At 63.4% G+C, this 21,084-nt stretch carries 19 protein-coding genes; all 19 read right to left on the reverse strand.

Annotation, left to right across the window (positions count from 1 at the left end; translation table 11 throughout):
- Window positions 1-59: 59 nt before the first annotated feature.
- Window positions 60-1,427, reverse strand: coding sequence for a glutamine synthetase family protein (locus KUV74_RS13970; protein ID WP_045995153.1), 1,368 nt, complete (start codon window positions 1,425-1,427; stop codon window positions 60-62).
- Window positions 1,428-1,538: 111 nt separating this feature from the next.
- On the reverse strand, window positions 1,539-2,606 hold the full coding sequence (locus KUV74_RS13975; protein ID WP_052704559.1) for a PotD/PotF family extracellular solute-binding protein: 1,068 nt from the start codon (window positions 2,604-2,606) through the stop codon (window positions 1,539-1,541).
- A 98-nt stretch (window positions 2,607-2,704) separates the two neighbouring features.
- Entirely contained in the window at window positions 2,705-3,499 is a 795-nt protein-coding gene (locus KUV74_RS13980) for an ABC transporter permease (RefSeq protein WP_045995154.1), read from the reverse strand.
- Window positions 3,496-4,413 carry an ABC transporter permease gene (locus KUV74_RS13985; RefSeq protein WP_052704560.1) on the reverse strand — a complete coding sequence of 306 codons (918 nt, stop codon included), beginning with the start codon at window positions 4,411-4,413 and terminating at the stop codon, window positions 3,496-3,498. Before KUV74_RS13985 ends, KUV74_RS13980 begins: the two co-directional genes overlap by 4 nt.
- Window positions 4,414-4,424: 11 nt before the next feature.
- Window positions 4,425-5,582, reverse strand: a complete 1,158-nt coding sequence (locus KUV74_RS13990) for an ABC transporter ATP-binding protein (protein WP_222516620.1) — start codon at window positions 5,580-5,582, stop codon at window positions 4,425-4,427.
- A gap of 28 nt (window positions 5,583-5,610) precedes the next feature.
- The gene (locus KUV74_RS13995; protein WP_222516621.1) at window positions 5,611-6,900 is read right to left on the reverse strand and encodes an NAD(P)/FAD-dependent oxidoreductase; all 1,290 of its coding nucleotides are present in this window, start codon (window positions 6,898-6,900) and stop codon (window positions 5,611-5,613) included.
- 585 nt (window positions 6,901-7,485) lie between these two features.
- Window positions 7,486-8,547: an ester cyclase gene (locus KUV74_RS14000; RefSeq protein WP_261395446.1), complete on the reverse strand. Its 1,062-nt coding sequence runs from the start codon at window positions 8,545-8,547 to the stop codon at window positions 7,486-7,488.
- Window positions 8,544-9,113, reverse strand: coding sequence for an ester cyclase (locus tag KUV74_RS14005; RefSeq protein ID WP_222516622.1), 570 nt, complete (start codon window positions 9,111-9,113; stop codon window positions 8,544-8,546). Before KUV74_RS14005 ends, KUV74_RS14000 begins: the two co-directional genes overlap by 4 nt.
- A gap of 13 nt (window positions 9,114-9,126) precedes the next feature.
- Complete coding sequence (locus KUV74_RS14010; RefSeq protein ID WP_222516623.1) at window positions 9,127-10,143, reverse strand: ester cyclase; 1,017 nt, start codon at window positions 10,141-10,143, stop codon at window positions 9,127-9,129.
- A gap of 142 nt (window positions 10,144-10,285) precedes the next feature.
- Entirely contained in the window at window positions 10,286-11,803 is a 1,518-nt protein-coding gene (locus tag KUV74_RS14015) for a sodium/pantothenate symporter (RefSeq protein WP_222516624.1), read from the reverse strand.
- A gap of 48 nt (window positions 11,804-11,851) precedes the next feature.
- On the reverse strand, window positions 11,852-12,115 hold the full coding sequence (locus KUV74_RS14020; RefSeq protein WP_222516625.1) for a DUF997 family protein: 264 nt from the start codon (window positions 12,113-12,115) through the stop codon (window positions 11,852-11,854).
- A gap of 167 nt (window positions 12,116-12,282) precedes the next feature.
- The gene (locus KUV74_RS14025) at window positions 12,283-13,263 is read right to left on the reverse strand and encodes an ester cyclase (RefSeq protein ID WP_222516626.1); all 981 of its coding nucleotides are present in this window, start codon (window positions 13,261-13,263) and stop codon (window positions 12,283-12,285) included.
- Window positions 13,264-13,416: 153 nt separating this feature from the next.
- Window positions 13,417-14,118, reverse strand: a complete 702-nt coding sequence (locus KUV74_RS14030; protein WP_222516627.1) for an RraA family protein — start codon at window positions 14,116-14,118, stop codon at window positions 13,417-13,419.
- Between the two features lie 17 nt (window positions 14,119-14,135).
- Window positions 14,136-14,912 carry an alpha/beta fold hydrolase gene (locus KUV74_RS14035; RefSeq protein WP_222516628.1) on the reverse strand — a complete coding sequence of 259 codons (777 nt, stop codon included), beginning with the start codon at window positions 14,910-14,912 and terminating at the stop codon, window positions 14,136-14,138.
- On the reverse strand, window positions 14,909-15,922 hold the full coding sequence (locus tag KUV74_RS14040; protein WP_108448951.1) for a cupin domain-containing protein: 1,014 nt from the start codon (window positions 15,920-15,922) through the stop codon (window positions 14,909-14,911). The genes KUV74_RS14035 and KUV74_RS14040 overlap by 4 nt, the downstream gene beginning before the upstream one ends.
- A gap of 9 nt (window positions 15,923-15,931) precedes the next feature.
- The gene (locus KUV74_RS14045) at window positions 15,932-16,891 is read right to left on the reverse strand and encodes an ester cyclase (RefSeq protein WP_222516629.1); all 960 of its coding nucleotides are present in this window, start codon (window positions 16,889-16,891) and stop codon (window positions 15,932-15,934) included.
- Between the two features lie 65 nt (window positions 16,892-16,956).
- Window positions 16,957-17,718, reverse strand: coding sequence for an SDR family NAD(P)-dependent oxidoreductase (locus KUV74_RS14050; protein WP_222516630.1), 762 nt, complete (start codon window positions 17,716-17,718; stop codon window positions 16,957-16,959).
- A complete protein-coding gene (gene hisD, locus KUV74_RS14055) occupies window positions 17,715-19,025 on the reverse strand; it encodes a histidinol dehydrogenase (protein ID WP_222516631.1) in 1,311 nt (436 codons plus the stop codon). The genes KUV74_RS14050 and hisD overlap by 4 nt, the downstream gene beginning before the upstream one ends.
- Before the next feature lie 266 nt (window positions 19,026-19,291).
- Entirely contained in the window at window positions 19,292-20,893 is a 1,602-nt protein-coding gene (locus KUV74_RS14060) for a sodium:solute symporter family transporter (RefSeq protein ID WP_222516632.1), read from the reverse strand.
- Window positions 20,894-21,084: the final 191 nt, after the last annotated feature.

A 21,084-nucleotide genomic window follows, 5' to 3' on the forward strand; every position in this document is an offset into this window, starting at 1 on the left:
GAGCTTCGCGCCACCTTCTCAGGCTTGCGCCACCCCGGGACGTCCTCCAAAGCGGCGGCTCACACCCGCAACAGCAGGTGCTCACGCTCCCAGGACGAAATCACCTGAAAGTACTCACGGTGCTCGGCCCGCTTTACCGCCAGGTAGCTGTTGGTAAAGCGCTCGCCGAGGATACCCGCCAGGGCGTCACACTCGTGCAGCAGGTCCAGCGCCGGTCCGATATCGTCGGGCAGCTTGTTGCCGCCGGACCAGGCCGAGCCGACCATGGGCGGGCGGGGCTCCACCTGGCCGAGCATGCCGAGGTAGCCACAGGCGAGTGACGCCGCCATGACCAGGTAAGGATTGGCGTCGGCACCGGCCAGTCGGTTCTCGACCCGGGTGGCCTCGGGCCCGGAGACCGGCACGCGCAGGCCCACGGTACGGTTGTCCATGCCCCACTCGACGTTGATCGGCGCCGAGCCCGAGGTCTCGGTACGCAGCAGCCGCCGGTAGGAGTTGACGTTGGGGGCCAGCAGCGGCATCGCCGAGGGCAGGTAGCGCTGCAGGCCGCCGATGAAGTGGTGGAACAGACGGCTGGGCTGGCCATCCTCGCCGGCAAACAGATTTCGTCCGCTGGCCGGGTCAATCAGGCTCTGGTGAATGTGCATCGAGCTGCCCGGCTCATTGGCCATGGGCTTGGCCATGAAGGTGCCGTACATGCCGTGGCGCAATGCGGTCTCGCGCAGCACCCGCTTGAACAGCACCACCTGGTCGGCCAGCGCCAGCGGATCACCGTGCTGGAAGTTGACCTCCATCTGCCCGGCGCCCTCTTCGTGGATCAGGGTATCCAGATCCAGGTTCATCGCCTCGCAGTAGTCGTACATCTCCTCGAACAGCGGATCGAACTCGTTGACCGCATCGATGGAGAAACTCTGGCGGCTGCTTTCCTGGCGACCGGTGCGCCCCACCGGCGGCTCCAGCGGGTAGTCGGAGTCGGTGTTGGTCTTGACCAGGAAGAACTCCACCTCCGGTGCCACCACCGGGACCCAGCCACGTGCCTGGTACAGCTCCAGCACCCGCTTGAGCACATAGCGCGGCGCCAGCTCCACCGGCTCTCCGCTCAGATAGTGGCAGTCGTGGATGATCTGGGCGGTAGGATCGTCGGCCCAAGGCACCAGGAAGACGGCGTTGGGGTCAGGCACCAGCTCCATGTCCCGCTCGGCAGGATTCCAGAAGCGGATGTCGTCATCGTCGGGATAGCCCCCGGTGACGGTCTGGATAAAGATGGAGTCCGGCAGGCGCGGTCGTCCGCCGTTGAGGTACTTGCCCGCGGGCATGATCTTGCCCTTGAGGATGCCGGTAAGGTCGGTGACCAGGCACTCGACCTCGGTGATGCCGTACTGCTTGAACCAGTCGCTGAGCGCTGGGCTTTCCTGGCGGTTACTCATGAGAGTGTTCCGTTACGTGAGTGTCTCACTCGGTGGCCGAGCCCCGACGTCGCCGGGGCTCTTTCCTTGCAGGGCGGCCCCGGGCGCATCAACGCCCCTGGGCCAATCCCTTCACCGAGCCTTTACCTCTGACCACAGTTGCTGAAAGGTCTGCAGTTGCTGACCGGACAGGCTGGGGGTGAAGACAAGCCGCGCCATGTCCTCTTCGCTGGGCTGGGTCGGCGGCTGGGTCAGCACCTCGTCGAGATGCGGGCGCGCCGCCTCGTTGGGGCTGGCGTAGTAGTTGTAGTTCGACAGCTGGGCACCGATCTCGGCGTCCAGGATGAAGTCGATGAACTTGTGCGCGAGCTCCGGGTTGGGTGCCTCGGAGGGGATGACCATGGAGTCGACCCACATCTCGGCGCCTTCGTCGGGAATCACGAAGTCCAGATGTTCGAAGGTCTCCGGGTCCTCATCCTTGAAGTACAGGTAGTCGCCGTTGAAGGACATGCCCACGTGGGTGACGCCCCGGGCCAGCTGCTGCAGGGTCGGTGTGCCGTCGGTGAAGCCCGAGAAGTTGTCGCGATTCTTGGTCTCGATCAGCAGTCTGGCGGCATTCTTCAGGTCATCCAGGCCGCTGCAGTCGAAGCTCGCGCCCAGATAGGCGCAGGCGCTGCCGGTGGCGACCTGGCCGTCCTGGATCATCGAGAACGGATAGTCGCCGTTGACCTCGGGGTCGAACAGCAACGACCAGCTCTTGGGCGCATCGGGGAAGGTCTCGGTGTTGTAGACAAGGCCCGTGGTGCCCCACTGGTAGGCAGCGGAGTACTCGGCACCGGGATCAAAGCTCGGATCCTTGAACTGCGCCATCAGGTTGTCGAAGTTCGGAATCTGCGAGCGGTCGAGCTTCTGGATCAGGCCGGTCTCGATCATCCGCGGAATGTAGTAGTTCGACGGCACCACGATGTCGTACTGGGAGGTGCCACCGGCATTGAGCTTGGCGATCATCTCCGGGTTCGAGTTGAAGTAGTTGGTCACCACCTCGACGTCATACTTTTCCTCGAAGGCCTCGATGATCTCGGGGTCCATGTACTCGGTCCAGTTGAACAGGTACAGCTTGCCCTCTTCAGCCTGGGCGACGCCTGCGAGCATGGCGGCGGCCACGGCGAGGCCCAGGGCGCTGCGAGTCTTGTTGAGCATCGTTGCTTTCTCCTTGTATTGCTTGGTCTTGTCTGGGTACGTCAGGTGTTGATCGATCTGTTCCGAGATCGCCTCTGTGTCCGCCGATGGCACAGGCATCAGGCCTTGCGCCGATTGACGACGAGGCTTGCCAGGGCGGCCAGCGCCACCGCCGCGATCATCAGTGTGGCGATGGCGTTGATCTCAGGTGACACCCCCTTCTTGATCGCGCCCCAGATATAGATCGGCAGGGTCGCGCTCTCCGGGCCCGAGGTGAAGAAGCTGATGACGAAGTCATCCACCGACAGGGTAAAGGAGAGAAAGAAGGCCGATATCAACGCCGGCTTGATAGTCGGCAGCATGAAGTGCACCACCCGCTTCAAGGGCGAGGCATAAAGGTCCTTGGCCGCCTCGAACAAAGACGGATCCAGGCCGACGAAGCGCGAATAGACGATCAGCGCGACGAACGGAATCTGGAAGGTAACGTGGGCAATGATCATGGTGCCCAGCCCCGGCCCCAGGAGCCCGGTCAGCTCGTGTACCTTGACGAAGAAGGCCATCTCCGAGATACCGAAGACGATATCCGGCAGCACGATCGGCAGATAGATCAGCACGATCAGCCAGCCCAGCTTGCGGTGACGGTGGCGATACATGCCATAACCGATCAAGCAGCCGATCACCAGGGCGATCAGCGAGGACGTCAGCGCCAGCACCAGGGTGTTGCCGAAGGCGCTCATGATCTGGTCATTGGCGAACAGCTGGTGGTACCAGCGCAGTGACAGTCCGGTCATGCTGGCCGCGCTGTTGGCGGCGTTGAAGGAGAACAGCACCACCACCGCCAGCGGCAGGTAAAGAAACACCAGGGTCAGCCACCAGAAGGCACTCAGACCTCGCTTGAGTGTGCGCTTTCTCATATCACCACCTCCTCACCGCCGCCGAGTCGCTTGCCGATCCGGCGCATGGCATAGAGTCCGGCGAAGGTCGCCAGCAGCATCAGGATGGCGCCGGCGGCGCCCAGCGGCCAGTTCGACCCACCGGAGAACTGGTTGGCCACCAGATTGCCGAGCATCAGCGCCTTGCCGCCGCCCAGCAGTTCCGGAATCACGTACATGCCGAAGGCCGGAATCGCCACCAGCACGATCCCGGCGAGCAGACCCGGCAAGGTCTGGGGAAAGACCGCGTGCCAGAACGCCTTCACCGGGGTGGCGTAGAGGTCCTGGGCGGCCTCCACCTGGGCGGTGTCGAGCTTCTCGAAGGCGGCGTACAGCGGCAGCACCATGAACGGCAGGAAGTTGTAGACCAGCCCCAGGGTCACCGCGAAGTTGGACGGATACAGCCCCATGTTGGGGGCGATCAGCCCCAGCGACTCGGCGACGCTGGAAAGCGGCGTCCCCGGCGCCAGCAGGTTCATCCAGCCGAAGGTACGGATGACCTGATTGGTCCAGGACGGCACCACCACCAGCAGCAGCATGATCGGCCGCCATTTCGCCCGGCAGGTGGTGATGTAGTAGGCGATCGGATAGGCCACGATAACCACCAGGCCGGTCGCCACCAGGGTCTGCCACAGCGACCTCAACAGGGTGTAGAGGTTGCCCGGGCTCCAGCCCAGAAAACCGAAGCCGGCAAGCTGCTTGAACGAATCGAGCGACAGCGGCATCTGCGGCAGGCCATAGGGCCCGTTGGTCATGAAGGCCACGCCCATCAGGTAGGCGCTGGGCAGCACCAGAAAGACGATGATCCAGGCCGCGCCGGGTGTCACGGTAAAGAGAAGATGGCGCGCTTCTCTGACCATGCCCTGGCTGCGTCCGAGGACAGCGGTATCGGTCATGACATGCCCCCTCAGTTGGCCACGGTGACGAGGTCTTCCGGGGCGACCACCAGGGTCACCTCGTCGCCGACCTCGGGCAGTCGGCGCCCGCGATTGTTGATGGTGGCCTGCAGGGTGGTGTCACCGACCGCGAGACGGAACTCGGCGTGGCTACCACGATAGAGCCGTTCGGTGATCCGCCCGACCAGGTGGTTCACCCCCTGATGACGACCCAGACGCACGTCCAGCGTCTCGGGGCGAATCAGCAACAGCTCACCGCCTCCCTGCTGTGGCGTGTCGAGATCGGGCTCGAGCTCCAGCTCGCCAAGCTCGGTGGTCACGCGCTGGCCCTGTCGGGCGCTGATCGGATAGAGGTTGGCATGGCCCATGAAACGGGCGACGAAGGCATTGACCGGGCGCTCGTAGACCTCCCGAGGAGGCCCCACCTGCTGGATGGTCCCGCCATTGAGCACGGCGATGCGGTCGGACATCACCATGGCCTCGTCCTGATCATGGGTCACGAAGACGAAGGTCATGCCCAGGCGCTTCTGTACCCTCAGCAATTCGACCTGTAGCTGGCTGCGAAGGCCGGCGTCGAGCGCCGACAGCGGCTCGTCCAGCAGCAGCACGTCGGGCTCGCAGACCAGCGCCCGGGCCAGCGCGATGCGCTGACGCTGTCCGCCGGAGAGCTGATCGATGCGCCGATCGATCAGATCGCCCAACTGGATGAACTCGGCGATGCGCTCGACCCGTGCCTCGCGCTCGGCACGATCGACACCGCGCATCTTGAGGCCGAAGGCCAGGTTGTCGCGCACCGACAGATGGGGAAACAGCGCGTAGGACTGAAACACGGTATTGACGCTGCGATGGTGCGGCGCCACCTCGGTGACGTCGCGCTCACCGATGGTCAGGCGTCCCTGGTCGGCGTCTTCCAGACCCGCCAGGATGCGCAGCAGCGTGGTCTTGCCACAGCCCGATGGGCCCAGCAGGGTAAAGAACTCGCCGGCCTCGATGGTCAGGTCGACGCCATCGAGTGCCACCGTACTGGCGCCGAAGCGCTTGTGCAGGCCCTGCATATGGATCGCGGAGGCGGTCCGCTCGGAGCCGGCGGCAGCGACGCCCGGGCGTGCGCCATCATGGGGTTCATCCCGGCACTGTGAGTGACGCTCGGCGGTGGAGGTCTCGGTCATAGGGGCATTCCTCGTCGTTGTCGGCAGCTCACAGCCGATCGCGAAGCTTGTAGAAGTGGGTGGCCAGCAGCAACAGCGGTGTTCTCAACAGGCGACCACCGGGGAAGCGACGATGGGGCATGGCGGCAAAGACGTCGAAGCGCTCGCTCTGCCCGGCGATGGTCTCGGCCAGCAACTTGCCGGCCAGTCCCGCCATGGCCATGCCATGACCGGAGTAGCCTTGCGCATAGTAGAGGTTGGCGGCCAGTCTGCCGAAGTCCGGGGCGCGATTGAGCGTGATGGCCACGTCACCGCCCCAACGGTAGGCGATCTCGACATCGTCGAGCACCTTGAACAGGCGCCGGATCTTGCCGTCGATGCGCGCCTCGAGCCCCTTGGGCGGGCGCCCGTCGTAGCTGACTTCACCGCCATAGATCAAGCGTCGATCCGCCGACAGCCGATAGTAGTCGAGCACAAAATTGGCATCGGCCAGGGCGTCATTCTTCGGCAGCACCTGGGCCGCCTGCTGCTCGCTCATCGGCTCGGTGGCGATCATGTAGTTGGCACAGCGCATGATGCGCCCGCGCATCTCCGGCAACAGGTCGATGCCGTAGGCGTTGGTCGCCACCACCACGCTATCGGCGGTGACCTCTCCGCCGGCGGTCTTCACCCGTGCAGGCTCGCCTTTGGTCACCGCGGTGACCGGGCTGTGCGAGTGGAAGATAGCCCCCGCCTGCTGGGCGGCCCTGGCCAGGCCGAGGGTATAGTTGAGCGGATGCAGATGCCCGCCCTCGGCCTCCCACAGGGCCGCCGGGTAGGCGTCGGTGACCACATGTTCGCGCAGCGACTGCCCTTCGCGCCATTCCAGCGCCTGGTAGTCGTACTTGTGCGCCATGGTCTCCTGGAAGGCGCGCAACTCGCGCACATGGCGCGGCTTGACCGCCGCATGCAGGTAGCCCCAGGCAAGGTCGCAGGGAATGGCGTGACGCTCGACCAGCTGTGCAGTCAGGCGCACCGCTTCGCGGCTCATTTCCCAGATATCGCGGGCCGCCGACAGGCCAAGCGCCTGTTCCACGGTGTCCATGTCGGTACCGAGCCCGGGCAGGATCTGGCCGCCGCTGCGACCGGAGGCGCCATGGCCGACGTCATGGGCTTCCAGCACCACCACCTTGTAGCCTTGCTCGGCCAGATGCAGCGCCGCCGAACAGCCCGTCACCCCGGCCCCGATCACACAGACGTCAGCGCGAACGTCGCCCTCGAGCCTGGATGTCGGCAACAGCTCGACCCGGACGGAATCGCGGTACCAGGAGGCGGCCTCGGACGTGGAGGAATCTGTCATAGAGAGTCCGTATTGGTTGCGCAATGCGCTTGTTGTTATTGAATCTCGCACCTTCGCATGAAGGTGACACCGACAGTGTGCCACTTTCTCGCCACCAGGCGTCAAGTATCCAATAACACTAAATTCCTGACTTCAACGTCAGCGATTCGATACGCATCGCCTTTAACAGCAAGGCAAGCTGAACGTGCCCCTCTTGCGCTCGACGCACAGGCGCGCCAAGCCGCCGCCCGGCACCGACCAGATCAGGTCGGGTCAGAGGTGGGCCGGACAGGCTCCGGCAGGGACTGTCGAGTATATGCGAGACCGCTGGGGCAAGAAATGTCGGGCAGGAGCGGCGGACGCCCGTTCAAGGGCGCCCTCTCCCGCCACAAGGAAGGGATTTCAGGACAGTTGCCAGGCTGGGTCTAAGATACCGTCGAGCGCAGACATCTTTCAGGCAAGCCTAGGCGCTGTCCGAAAAGTCGACGAGCGAAGGTTAGACAAGGCAAAAATCGGTGAGAAAGCGCAGTTTACGGGGTGTAAATGAGCATTTTGATCCGATTTTTAACGCCGTATTACCGAGCGCAGGCACTTTTCAGACAAGCCCTAGAGTGAAGATCGCTCACTCCGGAGCCCGCCCGTCATCTGACGCATCCGCGCCAGAACATCAACGCCAAGCTGCCGGTAGACATCCAGCAGGTCGACCAGCACCCAGTTCTCACGAATCAGGGCATCCTCGCAACGCCAGAAATCCAGACTCCGCAGACGCACCTGCTGACCGCCCGGAGCGATACCCAGCCAGCCGTCGCCGCTGATGGTCGCCTCCAGCGCTGGCCAACCGCACAGCGCTACATAGTCCCCTTCACTGAACACCACATGATGGCCATCGTTGCGACGATCCGGCATTCCCGCCAGGAAGGGCCGCTGATGCCACTGGCGAAAGCCGGAGACGCGCCGGCCTGAACCGATGCCAGCCGGGCCATACCACATCATGCGCGGATGCCAGTAGCGCTCGAGTTCCATGGCCGCCACACCCCCTTCGGCGTAGCGGCCGAGCCCCTCGAGCATGCGGTTGACCAGATCGAGACTGGCCGCCGCCCTGGACACCCGGCCTTCGGGTTCGATGCCGAGTCCGGGATGAATACCGTCCTGGGTCGCAGGCCCCGGCACCAGCATCTCGCATCCCAGGCTCGGCACCATGGGCCAGGCGTCAGCGCCCAGCATCACCTCGGGGATATCCCACAGCGCCCGCATCTCGACGATGCGACCGGCATCGATGCGAAAGAACTCTGCGTAGCGCAGGGTCATGATATGGCCGGTGGCGGGAATATCCAGCCAGGGTGTCTCGAACACCCCGGTATAGAAGCCGGCGCAACCGACCCAGTGCGCTGTGCTCGGCGGGCCGCCGATGCCCTCGTACGCCGCGCCTGAAATCACGATATAGTCACGACGCTCGAGGTCCGGTACCGCCGCCAGCAGCGGGCGATAGATGCTCTCCAGCAGTTCCTGCGGCCCGACGCTCTCGCCAAGGGGGTACGCAAAATGGCAGTGACATTCGTCGTGCATCAGCTCGGCAAGCGCGCACTCAAGCTCCCCGTCGTCGAAGCCATGCACCTTGTCGTACCACAGCGCGCACCAGCGATCGATCACCTCTCGGCAACACATCATCGATCTCCCTCCTTGGCCAGTGGATGCTCTCCCTCATCACGCTCACCGGTCCGCAGCGCTCGCCGGTGGCTGTCGAATCGTTCCCAGCCATGCCCATCGAACGGGTCCACACCCAGCTGCTGCATTACGTAGGGAAAGTCGACCATCACCCAGTTGTCGACGACCTTGCCGTCCACCACCTTCCAGAAGTCCATGTAACGGATCTCCACCCGTTTACCGGTGGCGGGAATGCCCATGAACTCCCCGCTGTGAACCGCCTCCTGGCGACCGAAGGCGGCACACCACTGCCCTTGCACGACGCGAGCCTCATCGATGCAGACCTTATCGGAAAAGGCATGCTGAAACGGCATCTGCCAATGCCGCTGGAACTGGTCGAGGCCCATCTTGACGCCGCATCCCGCATTGCCAAGCCAGCGAAATTCCTCGTCGAAGAAGCGCCCCATACCCTCGATATCGTGATCATTGAGGCCATCGACCATGGCATCGATCGCGGCCTCGGTCTCGGCGGTTCTCGACAGATCGTTGTCCCGCGTCAACTGGCCCTGCTCGGGTCTCGCTCCGGCCATGTCTGTCTCCTCGCTACGGTGTAGTTGGCTGTGCCCAGTCTCGGCAGCGAGCCAGCACGTCGACGCCCTGCTGGTCGAGCCAGTGGGGCAGATCGATCAACACCCAGTTCTCGGCCAATCGCTCACCCTCACGCCGGTAGACATCGACCACCCGCATGTCGACCCTGCGTTCGCAGGCGGGCAAACCGAGAAAGCCGCCCACAGGCTGATGGGTAAGGTTGGGCCAGCCAAAGAAGGCGGCGTAGTCGCCTTCGGCGAAACGTGCCATATGGCCATTAAAGACCTTGTTCGTGAGGCCACGACGAAACGGCATCTGGTGCTGGGCTTGATAGCGCTCAATGGTGAGCGTGGAACCAATGCCTGCGGGGCCGTACCAGGCCATGTCGTGATGCCAGAAACGCGCCAGTCGCTGTGGCGGGCAGTCATCCGAGCCACTGGCGTTGAGACGCGAAAGATCGTCGACCATGGCCTCGACCAGCGCCAGGGTCTGCGCGCCCTGTTGTGGCGGGCGGTCCTCGAACAGCAGACCATCGTGGTAGCGAGGCCCGGGGACTAGCCCTGCCGCTCCCTGCTGATGGGGCAAGGGGTCGAAGCCCGCCTGTCGCATCACGTCGATCAGGTCGAAGAACAGTGACATGGCGGTAATTCGGCCCGCCTCCACACGGTAGAACTCGGCGTAACGCAGCGCACTCAACTTGCCGTTTGCCGGGATGCCGAGCCAGGGTGCGTCACGCAGCCCGACCAGATGCCCCATGCTGACCACCCATTCTTGCCCATCGGCACCATGGCGGCCGCCAAAGAAGACGTCCTGGCGGCGCTGGACATGTCGCCAGGCGGTCTTGAAGGGTTGCCAGAATCGCCCAGCGACGTCCTCGATACCGGACAACTCACCGAAGGGGTGGACCCCGTACCAGCGCAGATTCGATGAACAGTACCGGGACAACACCTGGCCGACCGTGCTGGCATCGGCCGCATCCAGCGCTGCCTGGAAGGCCCGTACCGACTGTTTTGGGGAAGGATCATTGACCATGCTGCCTCCTTGCGTGACAAGGGAATCCAATAGCAAAGAAGGCCAGGAGGGCTGCCGCCCACGCCGGTGGCTCATCCTCGCTGCGAGGATTTCCACTGGCGCGGACGGCGGCCCCCTGGCCTGTCATCCTCCTGGGTATCGATCAGGCAGAAGCCTCCTGCAGCTTTTTCTTCTCCTTGCGTGAGCGCGTACGGTCGCCGAAGTAGACCTCCAGTACTTCGGTGCTCTGCCTGGGCGCCAGGCGACTGCCGAGAATGCAGGCCAGCGCCGACAACACGAACGACCAGACGAAGGGATGAATACCGAACAGGCTGGTACTTCCCACGGTCACGTACTGCAGCACGAAGGACAGGAATCCCACCAGCATGCCGAGCAGACAGCCCATGCGGTTCATGCGTGGCCAGAAAATGGCGAAAATCGTCGGCCAGGCAAAGGTGGCCCCGAGACCGGCCCCGGCGAAGACCACGATCAACTGCAGCAGCTTGGGGGGATTGAAGGCCAGGATCACCCCCACGATGGTGACGCTGAAGGTCATCAGATGGGTCAGCTTCCTGGCCTTCTCGCCGCTCATGTTGGGCTCGAAGCTATGCTGATAGATGTCGCGCACCAGGGCACCGGCGGTCACCAGCAGGAAGGAGCTAAGCGACGACATGATGGCCGACACTGGTGCTGCGATGATGAAGCCGGCGATCGCGGCCGGAAGTGCCATCATGACGGTCGCGGTCAGGGCATGGTCCGGCGACTCCAGTTCGGGAATCAGCACCCGTCCTGTTACCCCTACCAGCATGATCAACGGGTACATGATAGCGACGTAGAGTCCGGTCATCAGCGCCGCCCGCTTGAGCACGGCAGAGTCGTTGAAGGTCAGAAAACGGCTGACCAGTGCCGGCTGGCCCAGCTGCGACAGCGGCATCAGCACGAAGAACGATACGGCAGCAACGAGTGGCAGGAAGTCCTTGGGTCCCGGCCCGGACACCAGCTCCGGCGACTGTTCGATCAGTCCCGCCTGAATCGCCTCGAGTCCCCCTGCCATCTTGACCGCGAAGTACGCCGTCAGCATGACCCCGAACAGCATGACAATGGCCTGGAAACTATCGGTCCACGCCACCGCCCGAAAGCCGCCGTAGGCGGTATAGAGCGCGACGGATACCGCGAAACCGATCACGCCCCACTGGTAGGGAATACCGACAACGGCTTCCAGCACTCGGGCGCCTGCAGCGTACTGGGCCACCATGAAGGCCAGGTACAGAATCACGATCATGACTGCAGACAGCACGCCGATCATCGGGCTTTCAAACCGATCACGCAGCAGATCCGGGAAGGTCAGCGCGCCGGTCTTGCGCCCGATCTGACCAATTCGCTTGCCAAGAATGCCGAACCCTGTGGTGATGACTACCATGAAACCAGCGATCCACAGAAAGACGATCCAGCCATAGGTATGCAACAGGCCAGGCACGCCGATAAAGGTGCCTCCACTGGCCATGGTGGCGATCCAGGTCAGGCCCAGCACCCAGGGGCCGGTCTGGCGTCCACCGACAAAATACTCCTCCATGAATTCGCCCTTGCTGGTCTTGCGACCGCTGACGAAGGCAAAGATAAAGGTGACTGCCAGATACAAGGCGATCACCAGCGCAACACTCGTTGAATTTTCTGAATACATGGATCAGCGCCTCGAAGCCATCTTGTAGATTGTCATGTTCGGCTCTCGCTACTCGGGATCATCCTGGAGATAGAAGAAGGCATAGATACTGTTCGTCAGCGCGGCGGCGTAGAACGGCACAAGCACTCCCCAGAAGATCCAGGTGGGTATTCCCATGGTTGTCGAAAGGTCGTTGTTGCGGTATCCGAGGATGTAGGACACCCCCACGGTCCAGACCAGAAACACGACCCAGATAATGCCGGCCACCATGGCTTCCCGGCGCGTACGCATGTAGTAGGCACGGCCCATCTTGCTGTCGGATGATTCACTCATTGCACTCTCCTCGATTGTTTTTCTCAGATACAAGTGCCGTGAATTGAACGTAGGGAGAGCCATCTTTCGTCATTCTCTCCCGTCGATGAACTTCGCAAGGCTTTACCGGCGCTTCCCGAACCCTGAACCGCGATAGGTCTCCCTCCTCTCAAGATTTCTACTCAGAATCATTGCGCAAGCGTCGCGCTCACGATCTGCTTCCACACCGCGACTTCATCGACCATGACCCATTCCATGGTGACCCGGCCGCCTGTCAGATGGGCGTGGCTGATCCCCATCACGTACACCGGCGCCCCGGTCGGCTCACCGAAGGCGCCCCATCCCGAATGACTGCCGCGCAAGGACCAGCGCATGGCGATGCGAACGGGCTGTTCCGGCTCGCGATTGATCATCAGGTGTTCGACGCGGAACTCCGCGTCCGGAAAAGAGGCCAGGTAGCCGAGCAGGAAGCGGTCGATATCGGCATGGCCGTTGCGCGATTCCCCACCGGGGGCATGCAGACAAGCGCCCGGATGATAGAGATGCTGGAGCGCCGAGATCTCCTTGCCCCCCCAGATGCGTGTCCAGCCGTCGGCGTAGGCGCGTGCGGTGGAGTCCTCGGCGATAAAGGGACGATAGGTGCCGGCAACGTCCTGCGCCGGGGTAAAGAAGCGCGGCTCGCCGAACTGGCGCATATCACTGTCGACCTGGCGCCGGGCAAGTTCCCGCGGCGAAAGGCCAAGACATCGGGCGAAGGCGGCCTGGTCACGTACCAGCCACTCCTCCTTGACCTGGTTTTCCCGCACCACGCAGTCGGCAATGATGCGCGAGCGAACCAGGCGACCGCTGGCCTCGCCGTAGGCGCCGCCTCCGGTATGGCGCATCACCGAGATCAATCGATGGGACGAGACATGTTCACTGTCGTCATCGCTACGCCAGATCACATCCTCACCCACCAGTTGACGGTCCGGAAACTCGTTGAGGGTCGCCAGGGTGGCGGCGGTGACACCGCTATTGTCGGTAAGGATGCCGCTGGGCGCCCTGACCAGCACGTCATCGGCGTAGTAGCGCTTGAGCGCCGCACCTACGCCACGCTCCTCCCAGATTTCATGGGTGATTCCATGGATGAAATCCGGGAACGTCTCGTAGTCGTCATTGAAACCTTTCATCAGGGGTCCTTGTTGCTCTATCTGCTTTTTTATCAACGGGTCTCGCTATCTGGCGCCTGGATGGGATAGCGCCTGCGTGCGCCACATCGCCAAACCTTTTGCTGCCATCGAGCCAGAGCGGGCGACTACCGCCAGGCAGGGCTATCGGAGCCGCTAGACGCGGCGCTTCTCGAATGCTGCCCAGGCATCCATCAGTCCCTGAAGGTCGAAACCGGGACGACGTATGCGCTCCAGAAGTTCCTGCTCGGCGCCGACGATGCGATCGATGGCCTCGGGCAGTGCCCTGGCCTCATCCGGTGTCAGCCGTACCGCGCCATGGCGGTCGGCGTGGATCAGGTCCCCCGGTGTCACCTCGAGGCCGAATACCGTCACCGGCGTGTCCACCGCGGTGACGCGCACATAGGCGTGGGACGGACCGACACGGCCGCCCAGCACCGTAAATCCCGGCTCAAGGTCATCGAGGTCACGAATTACCCCGTTGGTCAGGACACCGAGCAGACCGAAGCGGTGGTGGAGGCAAGTGTTGACCTCTCCCCAGAAGGCACTGACGGCTTCATCACCATCTTCATCCTCGATCACCATCAGGCTGTCGGCGGGACTTTCGGCGATGTAGCGGTAGTAGGCCATGCGCCGCTCGCGGATGGCCTCGGCAGGCTCATCGGGCGGCGTCAGCCCCCTGATTCGCGCGCACCGTGCGTATCCCACCAGTGGAGGGCGTGACGGATCGGCCGCCACCACCGGGGTGCGGGTAAATCCTTCGGCACTGCGGGTGCCACGCACCAGATCCAGCGCATTTGCGATGGTCGGCGTATCGAATCGACGAAGCTGTTCGAGCAGGTCAGGGATCATGATCATGGGTCTCGTTGTTGTGGTCAGGAAGACGCCTTGGCCGGAGCGGCGTCCTCGCCTGTGGGACGTCTGAGCCACTGCATCAGGGCGTGGTTGACGGCTAGGGGAGCCTGCAGGGTACTGAGGTGCCCTACTCCCTCGAGCACAACCAGCTGGGCATCCGGAATGTGGTCCGCCAGCCAGGTATGCCGGGATACCGGGCATAGCCTGTCGCCGTCACCACACAGCACCAGCGTCGGTTGCCGAACGGAGCCAAGCCACTGGCTGGCGTCGGCACGATCACGCAGCGCCAGGGACTGGCGGCGAAAGGTCTCAAGGCCTTGCCCCCTCGCCATCTTCACTACCAGCTCGGTGTGTTCCGGCGATGGTTCTTGTCCCTGCGCCGGATACAGCGGTGCCAGGACTTCCCGGGCGTAGCGCTCGAGCCCCATCTCCTCGGCCTGGTGGATATCCGCTGCACGCTGAATGCGGCGCTCCTCCACCTCGGCGAAAGGATTGGTATTAAAAAGCGCCAGGCGCTCGATACGCTCACTGGCCTGGCGCACCATCGACATGGCCAGAATGCCACCCATGGACAGGCCCGCCAGGTTGAAGCGAGGCCAGGGGGCCTGATCCAGCAGGTCCCGGGCCAGGGCGTCCATGTCATCGCTGGCGCCGAGGCGAGGCACGTAGGTGTCCACCTCGTGCCCCAGCGCCTCGATCTGAGGACTCCACAGACGTGCATCGCACAGGGTCCCGGGCACCAGCATCAGCGGCAGACGGTTACCGTCGCTGCCTTCTGCCGCCATCGAGCCATTCATGCCGCCACCACCGGTCCGCGCGGCGCCTCGGTGCCTCGGGCCACCACCACTTCGGCGTCCTGATCGGCCATCAGCCGATGGGTCCAGCCCTGGGGCGAGGTAAATGTATCGCCGGGCCCAAGATCGATGGTTCCCTGGTCACTCTTCACCTTGACGCTGCCCCGCTGAACGAACAGCACCTCCGGCTCGTGGCAGTGATAGCCGGGCGTCGCTGCGCCTTTTTGCATACGTAGTACTCGCAGCTGGAAGCCGTGGGGCCACCAGCCCACGATAGGCCCGGGAGAGAAGCCGTCTCCACTGGCCTGAGGGACAATCACCGGGCACTCCTCCACCCCCGGCCCCGCCAGCGCCGCCTGAGGATTGGCGCGCAGTTCATTGCGGCGAACCACGCACTCGGCCAGGCGCTGCGGCGTCGGGGTAATCAAGCGTGCGAGTTCCTCGGCATCCGGCGCGGCTTCGAGTTCGGCACCTTCCGGCACGGATTCTCCGGCGGCCACATCGACCAGACGCCCGCCCTTGAGCAGCACCAGGCCGTGCTCCTTGGCCAGATCGAACACGCTGGGTGCCCACTTGACGCGGCCAGGGTCGTCGCCACCCAGCAGGACGAACAGGAAGCCGATACCTTCGTCGATCTTCTCGAACCCCCGGAACATATGAATCGGTACACTGGCGACATCGCCCGGGCCGACCTCGAGATCACCGTCCTGACCTTCAGGCCCGAAGATCAGGCGCCAGCGGCCACTGTGCACGACAAATACCTCGGCGCTTTCGTGGGAATGCTGGGAGTTCAGGCAGCCCCCCGGCTGTCGCGCCCCGCCCACGTTGAAACCGTGGGGTTCGCTGATGTGCACATGCTGATGGGGGTTCTCTGCGACCCCGGGGCCAATGATGGTGAAGTTTTCCTTGCGATCCGAGCCCGGCGAGCGGGTATCGACGAAGGCGTTGCGGCAGGGAATCAGCTCGTCGTAGCGCACACGGCGTGCCTCGAGGGCGTCCAGGGTCCAGCTCATGTTGTTTCCTCAGCGTTGTTGATGGGCGATCTGGGCATGAATGGCGATCTCGTCGAGCAAGTGCCATTCACGCAGGACCTGACCTCGGACGATTTCGGCGTGGGTGATACCCAGCAGCACCACCTCGGCGCCGCTCGGCTGGCCGAAACGACCTGCTCCCAGATGGCGCGTGTGCAACGACCAGCGCAGCGCCACCCGCCGGGGCATCCCCGGTTCTTCTCGATCCAGATAGTGATGTATGCGATAGCACCCCGCGGGGAAGGCAGCCTTCATCTCGAACCAGAATGACTCGAGCTGGGTCAATCCACGCAGATGTCGCCCGCCCGGCACCTTGGCGTCGATCGCACGCGAATAGCTTTGCCTGAGCCGGTCGAGACAGGCGTCCTGCCACAGATCGCGGTAGCGCTGCGCCACTTCACCCAGGCTGTCAATATCAAGGTCGCCCTGGGCTCCCCGCCAGCGCTCCACCAGAGCCTCGGCATCGGGCCAATCGGCCGTTGTCGCCAGCGCCTGCCCCAGTGTCATCGGGGACGCCCCTAGCTGAAGCGCCAGGCCGGACTGGTCCCTGACCAGCCACTCATCCACGATCCGGTTGTTCTGGCACAGACAGTCAGCGATGGTCATCACCTCGGCGCTGCGCCAGGTGGGCGAGCCGAACTGCCCTTCTCCCATATGTGTCATCTGAGACAGGATGCGATGGGAGGAGTAGTAGCAACCGGACACCGGCCCGCGCTCGATCACGTCTTCACCGAGCAGGGTCCGATCGGGAAACTCCTGAAGCGTGGCCAGGGTGCCCTGAACGACCTTTTCCACCCCGCGAAAGGCTCCGGCTGGCGTTTTCACCGGACAGTCCTCGCTGTAGTAGTGACGAATGAGATCGATACCCCGCCCTTCCCAGATTTCCTCGGTGATCGTCAGGATATAGTCGCGAAGGTCGCAGAAACGCTTGTCGAATCCCTGCAGTCCCATCGATGCGTCTCCTTGTTCCAGGCATTTCATTGATACCATCGCTGCGCGCGGGAAAGACCGTGCGCTCAATGGGCGGTCCAGCCGCCATCCACCATCAGCGCGCTGCCGGAGACCAGCGCCGAGGCCGCAGAGGCAAGAAAGACCAGCGGGCCCATGATGTCTTCCACCTGCCCCAGACGGCCCAGCGGGATCTTGGCCAGCACCTCATCACGAAATCCCGGACGCTCGAAGAAGGGACGCGTCATGGGGGTCTCGACAAAGGTGGGACAGAGGGTATTGGCACGAATCCCCACCGGCCCGAGCTCCACCGCCATGGCTTTGGTCATGCCCTCCATCGCCGCCTTGGAGGCGCAATAGAGGGTCCGGTTGGCCGCGCCCACATGCCCCATCTGCGACGACATATTGATGATCGAGCCGCCGGCCGGCATCCGCCGGGCCACCGTCTGAGCCAGAAAGTAGGCAGCGCGGACGTTGAGGTTCATGACGCTGTCGTAGTCGTCGAAGCTGATCTCGTCGAGCGGCTTGGGACGATTGGTACCGGCATTGTTGACCAGGATGTCGAACGCCTGGGTCGCCAGGGCACGCTGTACGGCGTCGAGGTCGGTGACGTCCAGCGCCAGGCAGTCGACCCGATAACCGGCGTCGGACATTGCCGCGCGCACCCGCTCGAGCTCATCGGCCTGGCGGGCCACCAGGGTCACCGTGGCCCCCGCCTGGGCCAGGGCACAGGCGCAGGCCAACCCAAGCCCCTTGCTGGCCCCGGTGACCAGGGCCCGCTTGCCTTCCAGACGAAAACTCGGCGTCGAGGGCAGAGAAAGCTCGCTCACGGTGCCACCTGTCCGGCGTAGGGAACCTCTTGATGACCGTAGCGCCGGACTCGCTCGTTGGCCTGCTCGCCGTGTCCGGCAAAGCCCTCCAGGGCGCACAACCGTGAACAGTAGCTACCGATGCGTGCCGATGCCTCGTCGCTGACCACGCGCTGGTAGGTGCAGGTCTTCAAGAACTTGCCGACCCACAGGCCGCCGGTATAGCGCGCCGCCTTCTTGGTCGGCAGGGTGTGATTGGTGCCGATGACCTTGTCGCCATAGGCCACGTTGGTCCGCGGCCCCAGGAACAGCGCCCCGTAGTTGGTCATGTTGTCGAGGTACCAGTCGGCGTTCTCTGTCATCACCTGGACGTGCTCGTAGGCCATGTCATTGGCCACCTCGAGCATCTCCTCATGGCTGTCGCAGACGATGATCTCGCCGTAGCTGTCCCAGGCCTGACGGGCGATATCGGCGGTCGGCAGTTTCTCGAGCAGCGTCGCGATGGCCGCTTCGGTGTCGCGAGCCAGAGTCTCGGAGTTGGTCAGCAGCGCCGCCGGCGAGGTCGGTCCATGCTCGGCCTGACCCAGCAGATCGGTGGCGCACAACAGTCCGTCGACGCTGTCGTCGGCGATGACCAGGGTTTCGGTGGGACCGGCGAACAGATCGATGCCGACCCGGCCGAACAGTTGGCGCTTGGCCTCGGCCACGAAGGCGTTGCCCGGCCCGACCAGCATGTCGACGGGGTCGATGGTCTCGGTGCCGATCGCCATCGCCCCCACCGCCTGGACCCCGCCCAGTACCAGGATCTCGTCGGCGCCGGCCAGGTGCATGGCGGCAACGATGGCGGGATGCGGCTTGCCCTTGTGAGGCGGCGCCGCCGCTACCACTCGCTTGACCCCGGCGACCTTGGCGGTCAGCACACTCATGTGGGCAGACGCCACCATCGGATAGGCGCCGCCCGGCACATAGCAGCCGACGGCGTTGAGCGGCAGATGCTTGTGACCCAGGATCACGCCGGGACTGTTCTCGACCTCGACCGGCTGCATCGAGGCCAACTGGGCCTCGGCAAAGTTCCTCACCTGGGCCTGGGCGAACCGGATGTCCTCGAGCGCCTGGGCCGAGACCTCGGCCATGGCAGCCTGGATGTCGTCATCGCTCAGGCGAAAGCTTGTCGGCGACCAGTTGTCGAAGCGCTCGGACAACTCGCGCACGGCGGCGTCGCCGTTGGCTTCGATCGATGCCAGGGTGGTTTCCACCACCTCCCTCACCTTGCGATCGGCTTCGGCGCGGGCTTCCTGGCTGGTGGCGTTCTTCAGATGTCGAATCATGGGGGCTCCGGTCAAGGCGTGTTGTGGATTGTTGTGGGTTACTGTCGGGTGTGACGCGATACGCGGATCGGGATCGCCGATAAAGGGCGGCCAGGGGCAGAGTTGCTCGACCAACGCGATCACTTGCATGTCATTTGATGTTTCTTAGACTGGTCCTTTTTGCATACGAATGCAAATAAGGCATCCCCCGACTTTGGTGGAATGTGACGGCGTGGCATACAGCAGCCAAACCCATAGCCGAACACACCCCGCCGAGGGCGTGATCCTTAAGCTGACAGCACCGCCAGACATCCAATGGTGATGAAGAAGAAGACAATCAACAGCCACGCCGGCGAGTCCACCTTGCCGGGCAGCAGCGACCAGCCGCCCTCGGTGATCGGCCACCCTTCCCGGGCAAACAGCGCCCGCTGGCCTTTCACGGTGTAGGGGGAATATTCTGACTGGCGACCGTCGAGCAGGCGGCTGGCCCCCAGCGACACCACCACATTGACAAAGGCGCCGATGGCGCAATACCAGGGCCAGCTGATGTCGGTCCAGACGGCGACCGCCCACACCGCGACGAAGCCGGCAGCAACGCCAACCAGTAGCCCGCGTTCGGTGGTGTCCCGGGAGAAGAAGCCAAGCGCGTACATGCTGAGCTTGGCGCCGACGAAGAAGGACCCCGCCTTGGTCAGAAGCTCCAGCACCGAACCCTGATTGCCGGCGAAGGCGATGGCCGGACCGACGATCAGCACCGCCCACAGCACCGTGAACCAGCGCGATGCCTTGAGATAGTGCTCGCCGCTGGCACCAGGACGCAGATACTTCTCGTAGAAGTCCACCGTGGTGACCGTGGCCAGGGAGTTGAGGGCGGAATCGAGGCTCGACATCGACGCCGCCACCACCGCCGCAGCGACGATGCCAAGCAGCCCCGGCATGCCGTACTCGGCGGCGAACTCAAGCACGATGGTATTGCTGTTGTCGAACTCGCGACCGCCGTAGTAGCTGTAGAACAGCACCCCCATCATCAGGAACATGAAGTAGATAAAGAAGGCCCCGAACCCCATCAGCATGAACGACTTCTTGGCATCGCCAATATTTCTGGCCGCCAGCGCCCGCTGCACGACCATCTGGTTCGCGCCGTAGACGGTGGTGTGATAGAGCGTCATGGCGATCACCCCGGACCACACGGTGGCGGTGACCTTGGTGTCCAGCGACCAGTCGAGGATATTGAGCTTGTCCTGGTCGCGCAGCGCATCAAGCGTCAGCGACAGCGATTCGGGCATCCTGTCGATCAAGGCAAACAGGATGATGATGGCGCCGACCAGCAGGATCAGCGCCTGCAGCACGTCGGTCCAGATGACCGCGGTGATCCCCCCCATCATGGTGTAGACCAGAGCGATGAGGGAGATGGCGATGATGGCGTGCACCACGTCAAAGCCGGTCATGTAGCTCAGAACCAGCGCGGTGGCGTAGAGCACCGCGGCCGAGGACAGCGTCTGGGTCATCATGAAGATGATCGACATGACCGCCCTGGCCTTCTTGCCGAAGCGACGCTCCTGGTACTCGTAGATGGAGACCACGCCACTGTTGTAGAAGAACGGCAGGAAGAAGGTGATGACCAGAAACACCACGAGGGGATAGTTGATCTGGATCATCATCACCCCCAGACCGCTCTGGTACGACCAGGCCGGCCCGCCCAGAAAGGACATGGCGCTGACATAGGTGGCCATCACCGAGAGCCCGATGGCCCACCAGGGAGTGGTCTTCTGGCCGACATAATAGTCTTCGGCGGTGTGGATCTTCTTGCTCAGCATGGACCCCATCACCAGGTTGACGACCAGGTACAGGATCACGATGGACCAGTTCAACGCTCCCAGATTTTCCATGGCGGTTACCGTCGTTGTTGTTGTGCTTGTTGCTGTGCTTGTCGTTGCCGGCAGCGTCGGGACAGAGATCGATCAGCCGCCGGTGCCTACGTCTGAGGCTGGCATTAATTGCATACGCATGCAATGCGTCAAAGACAGCATCTTCTAGAGATATCTCTGAGCTGCAGTGCAACAGAAACGCAGGCAAGCCA

The organism is Halomonas sp. DP1Y21-3 (assembly GCF_019801245.1).
GTDB lineage: Bacteria > Pseudomonadota > Gammaproteobacteria > Pseudomonadales > Halomonadaceae > Halomonas > Halomonas litopenaei.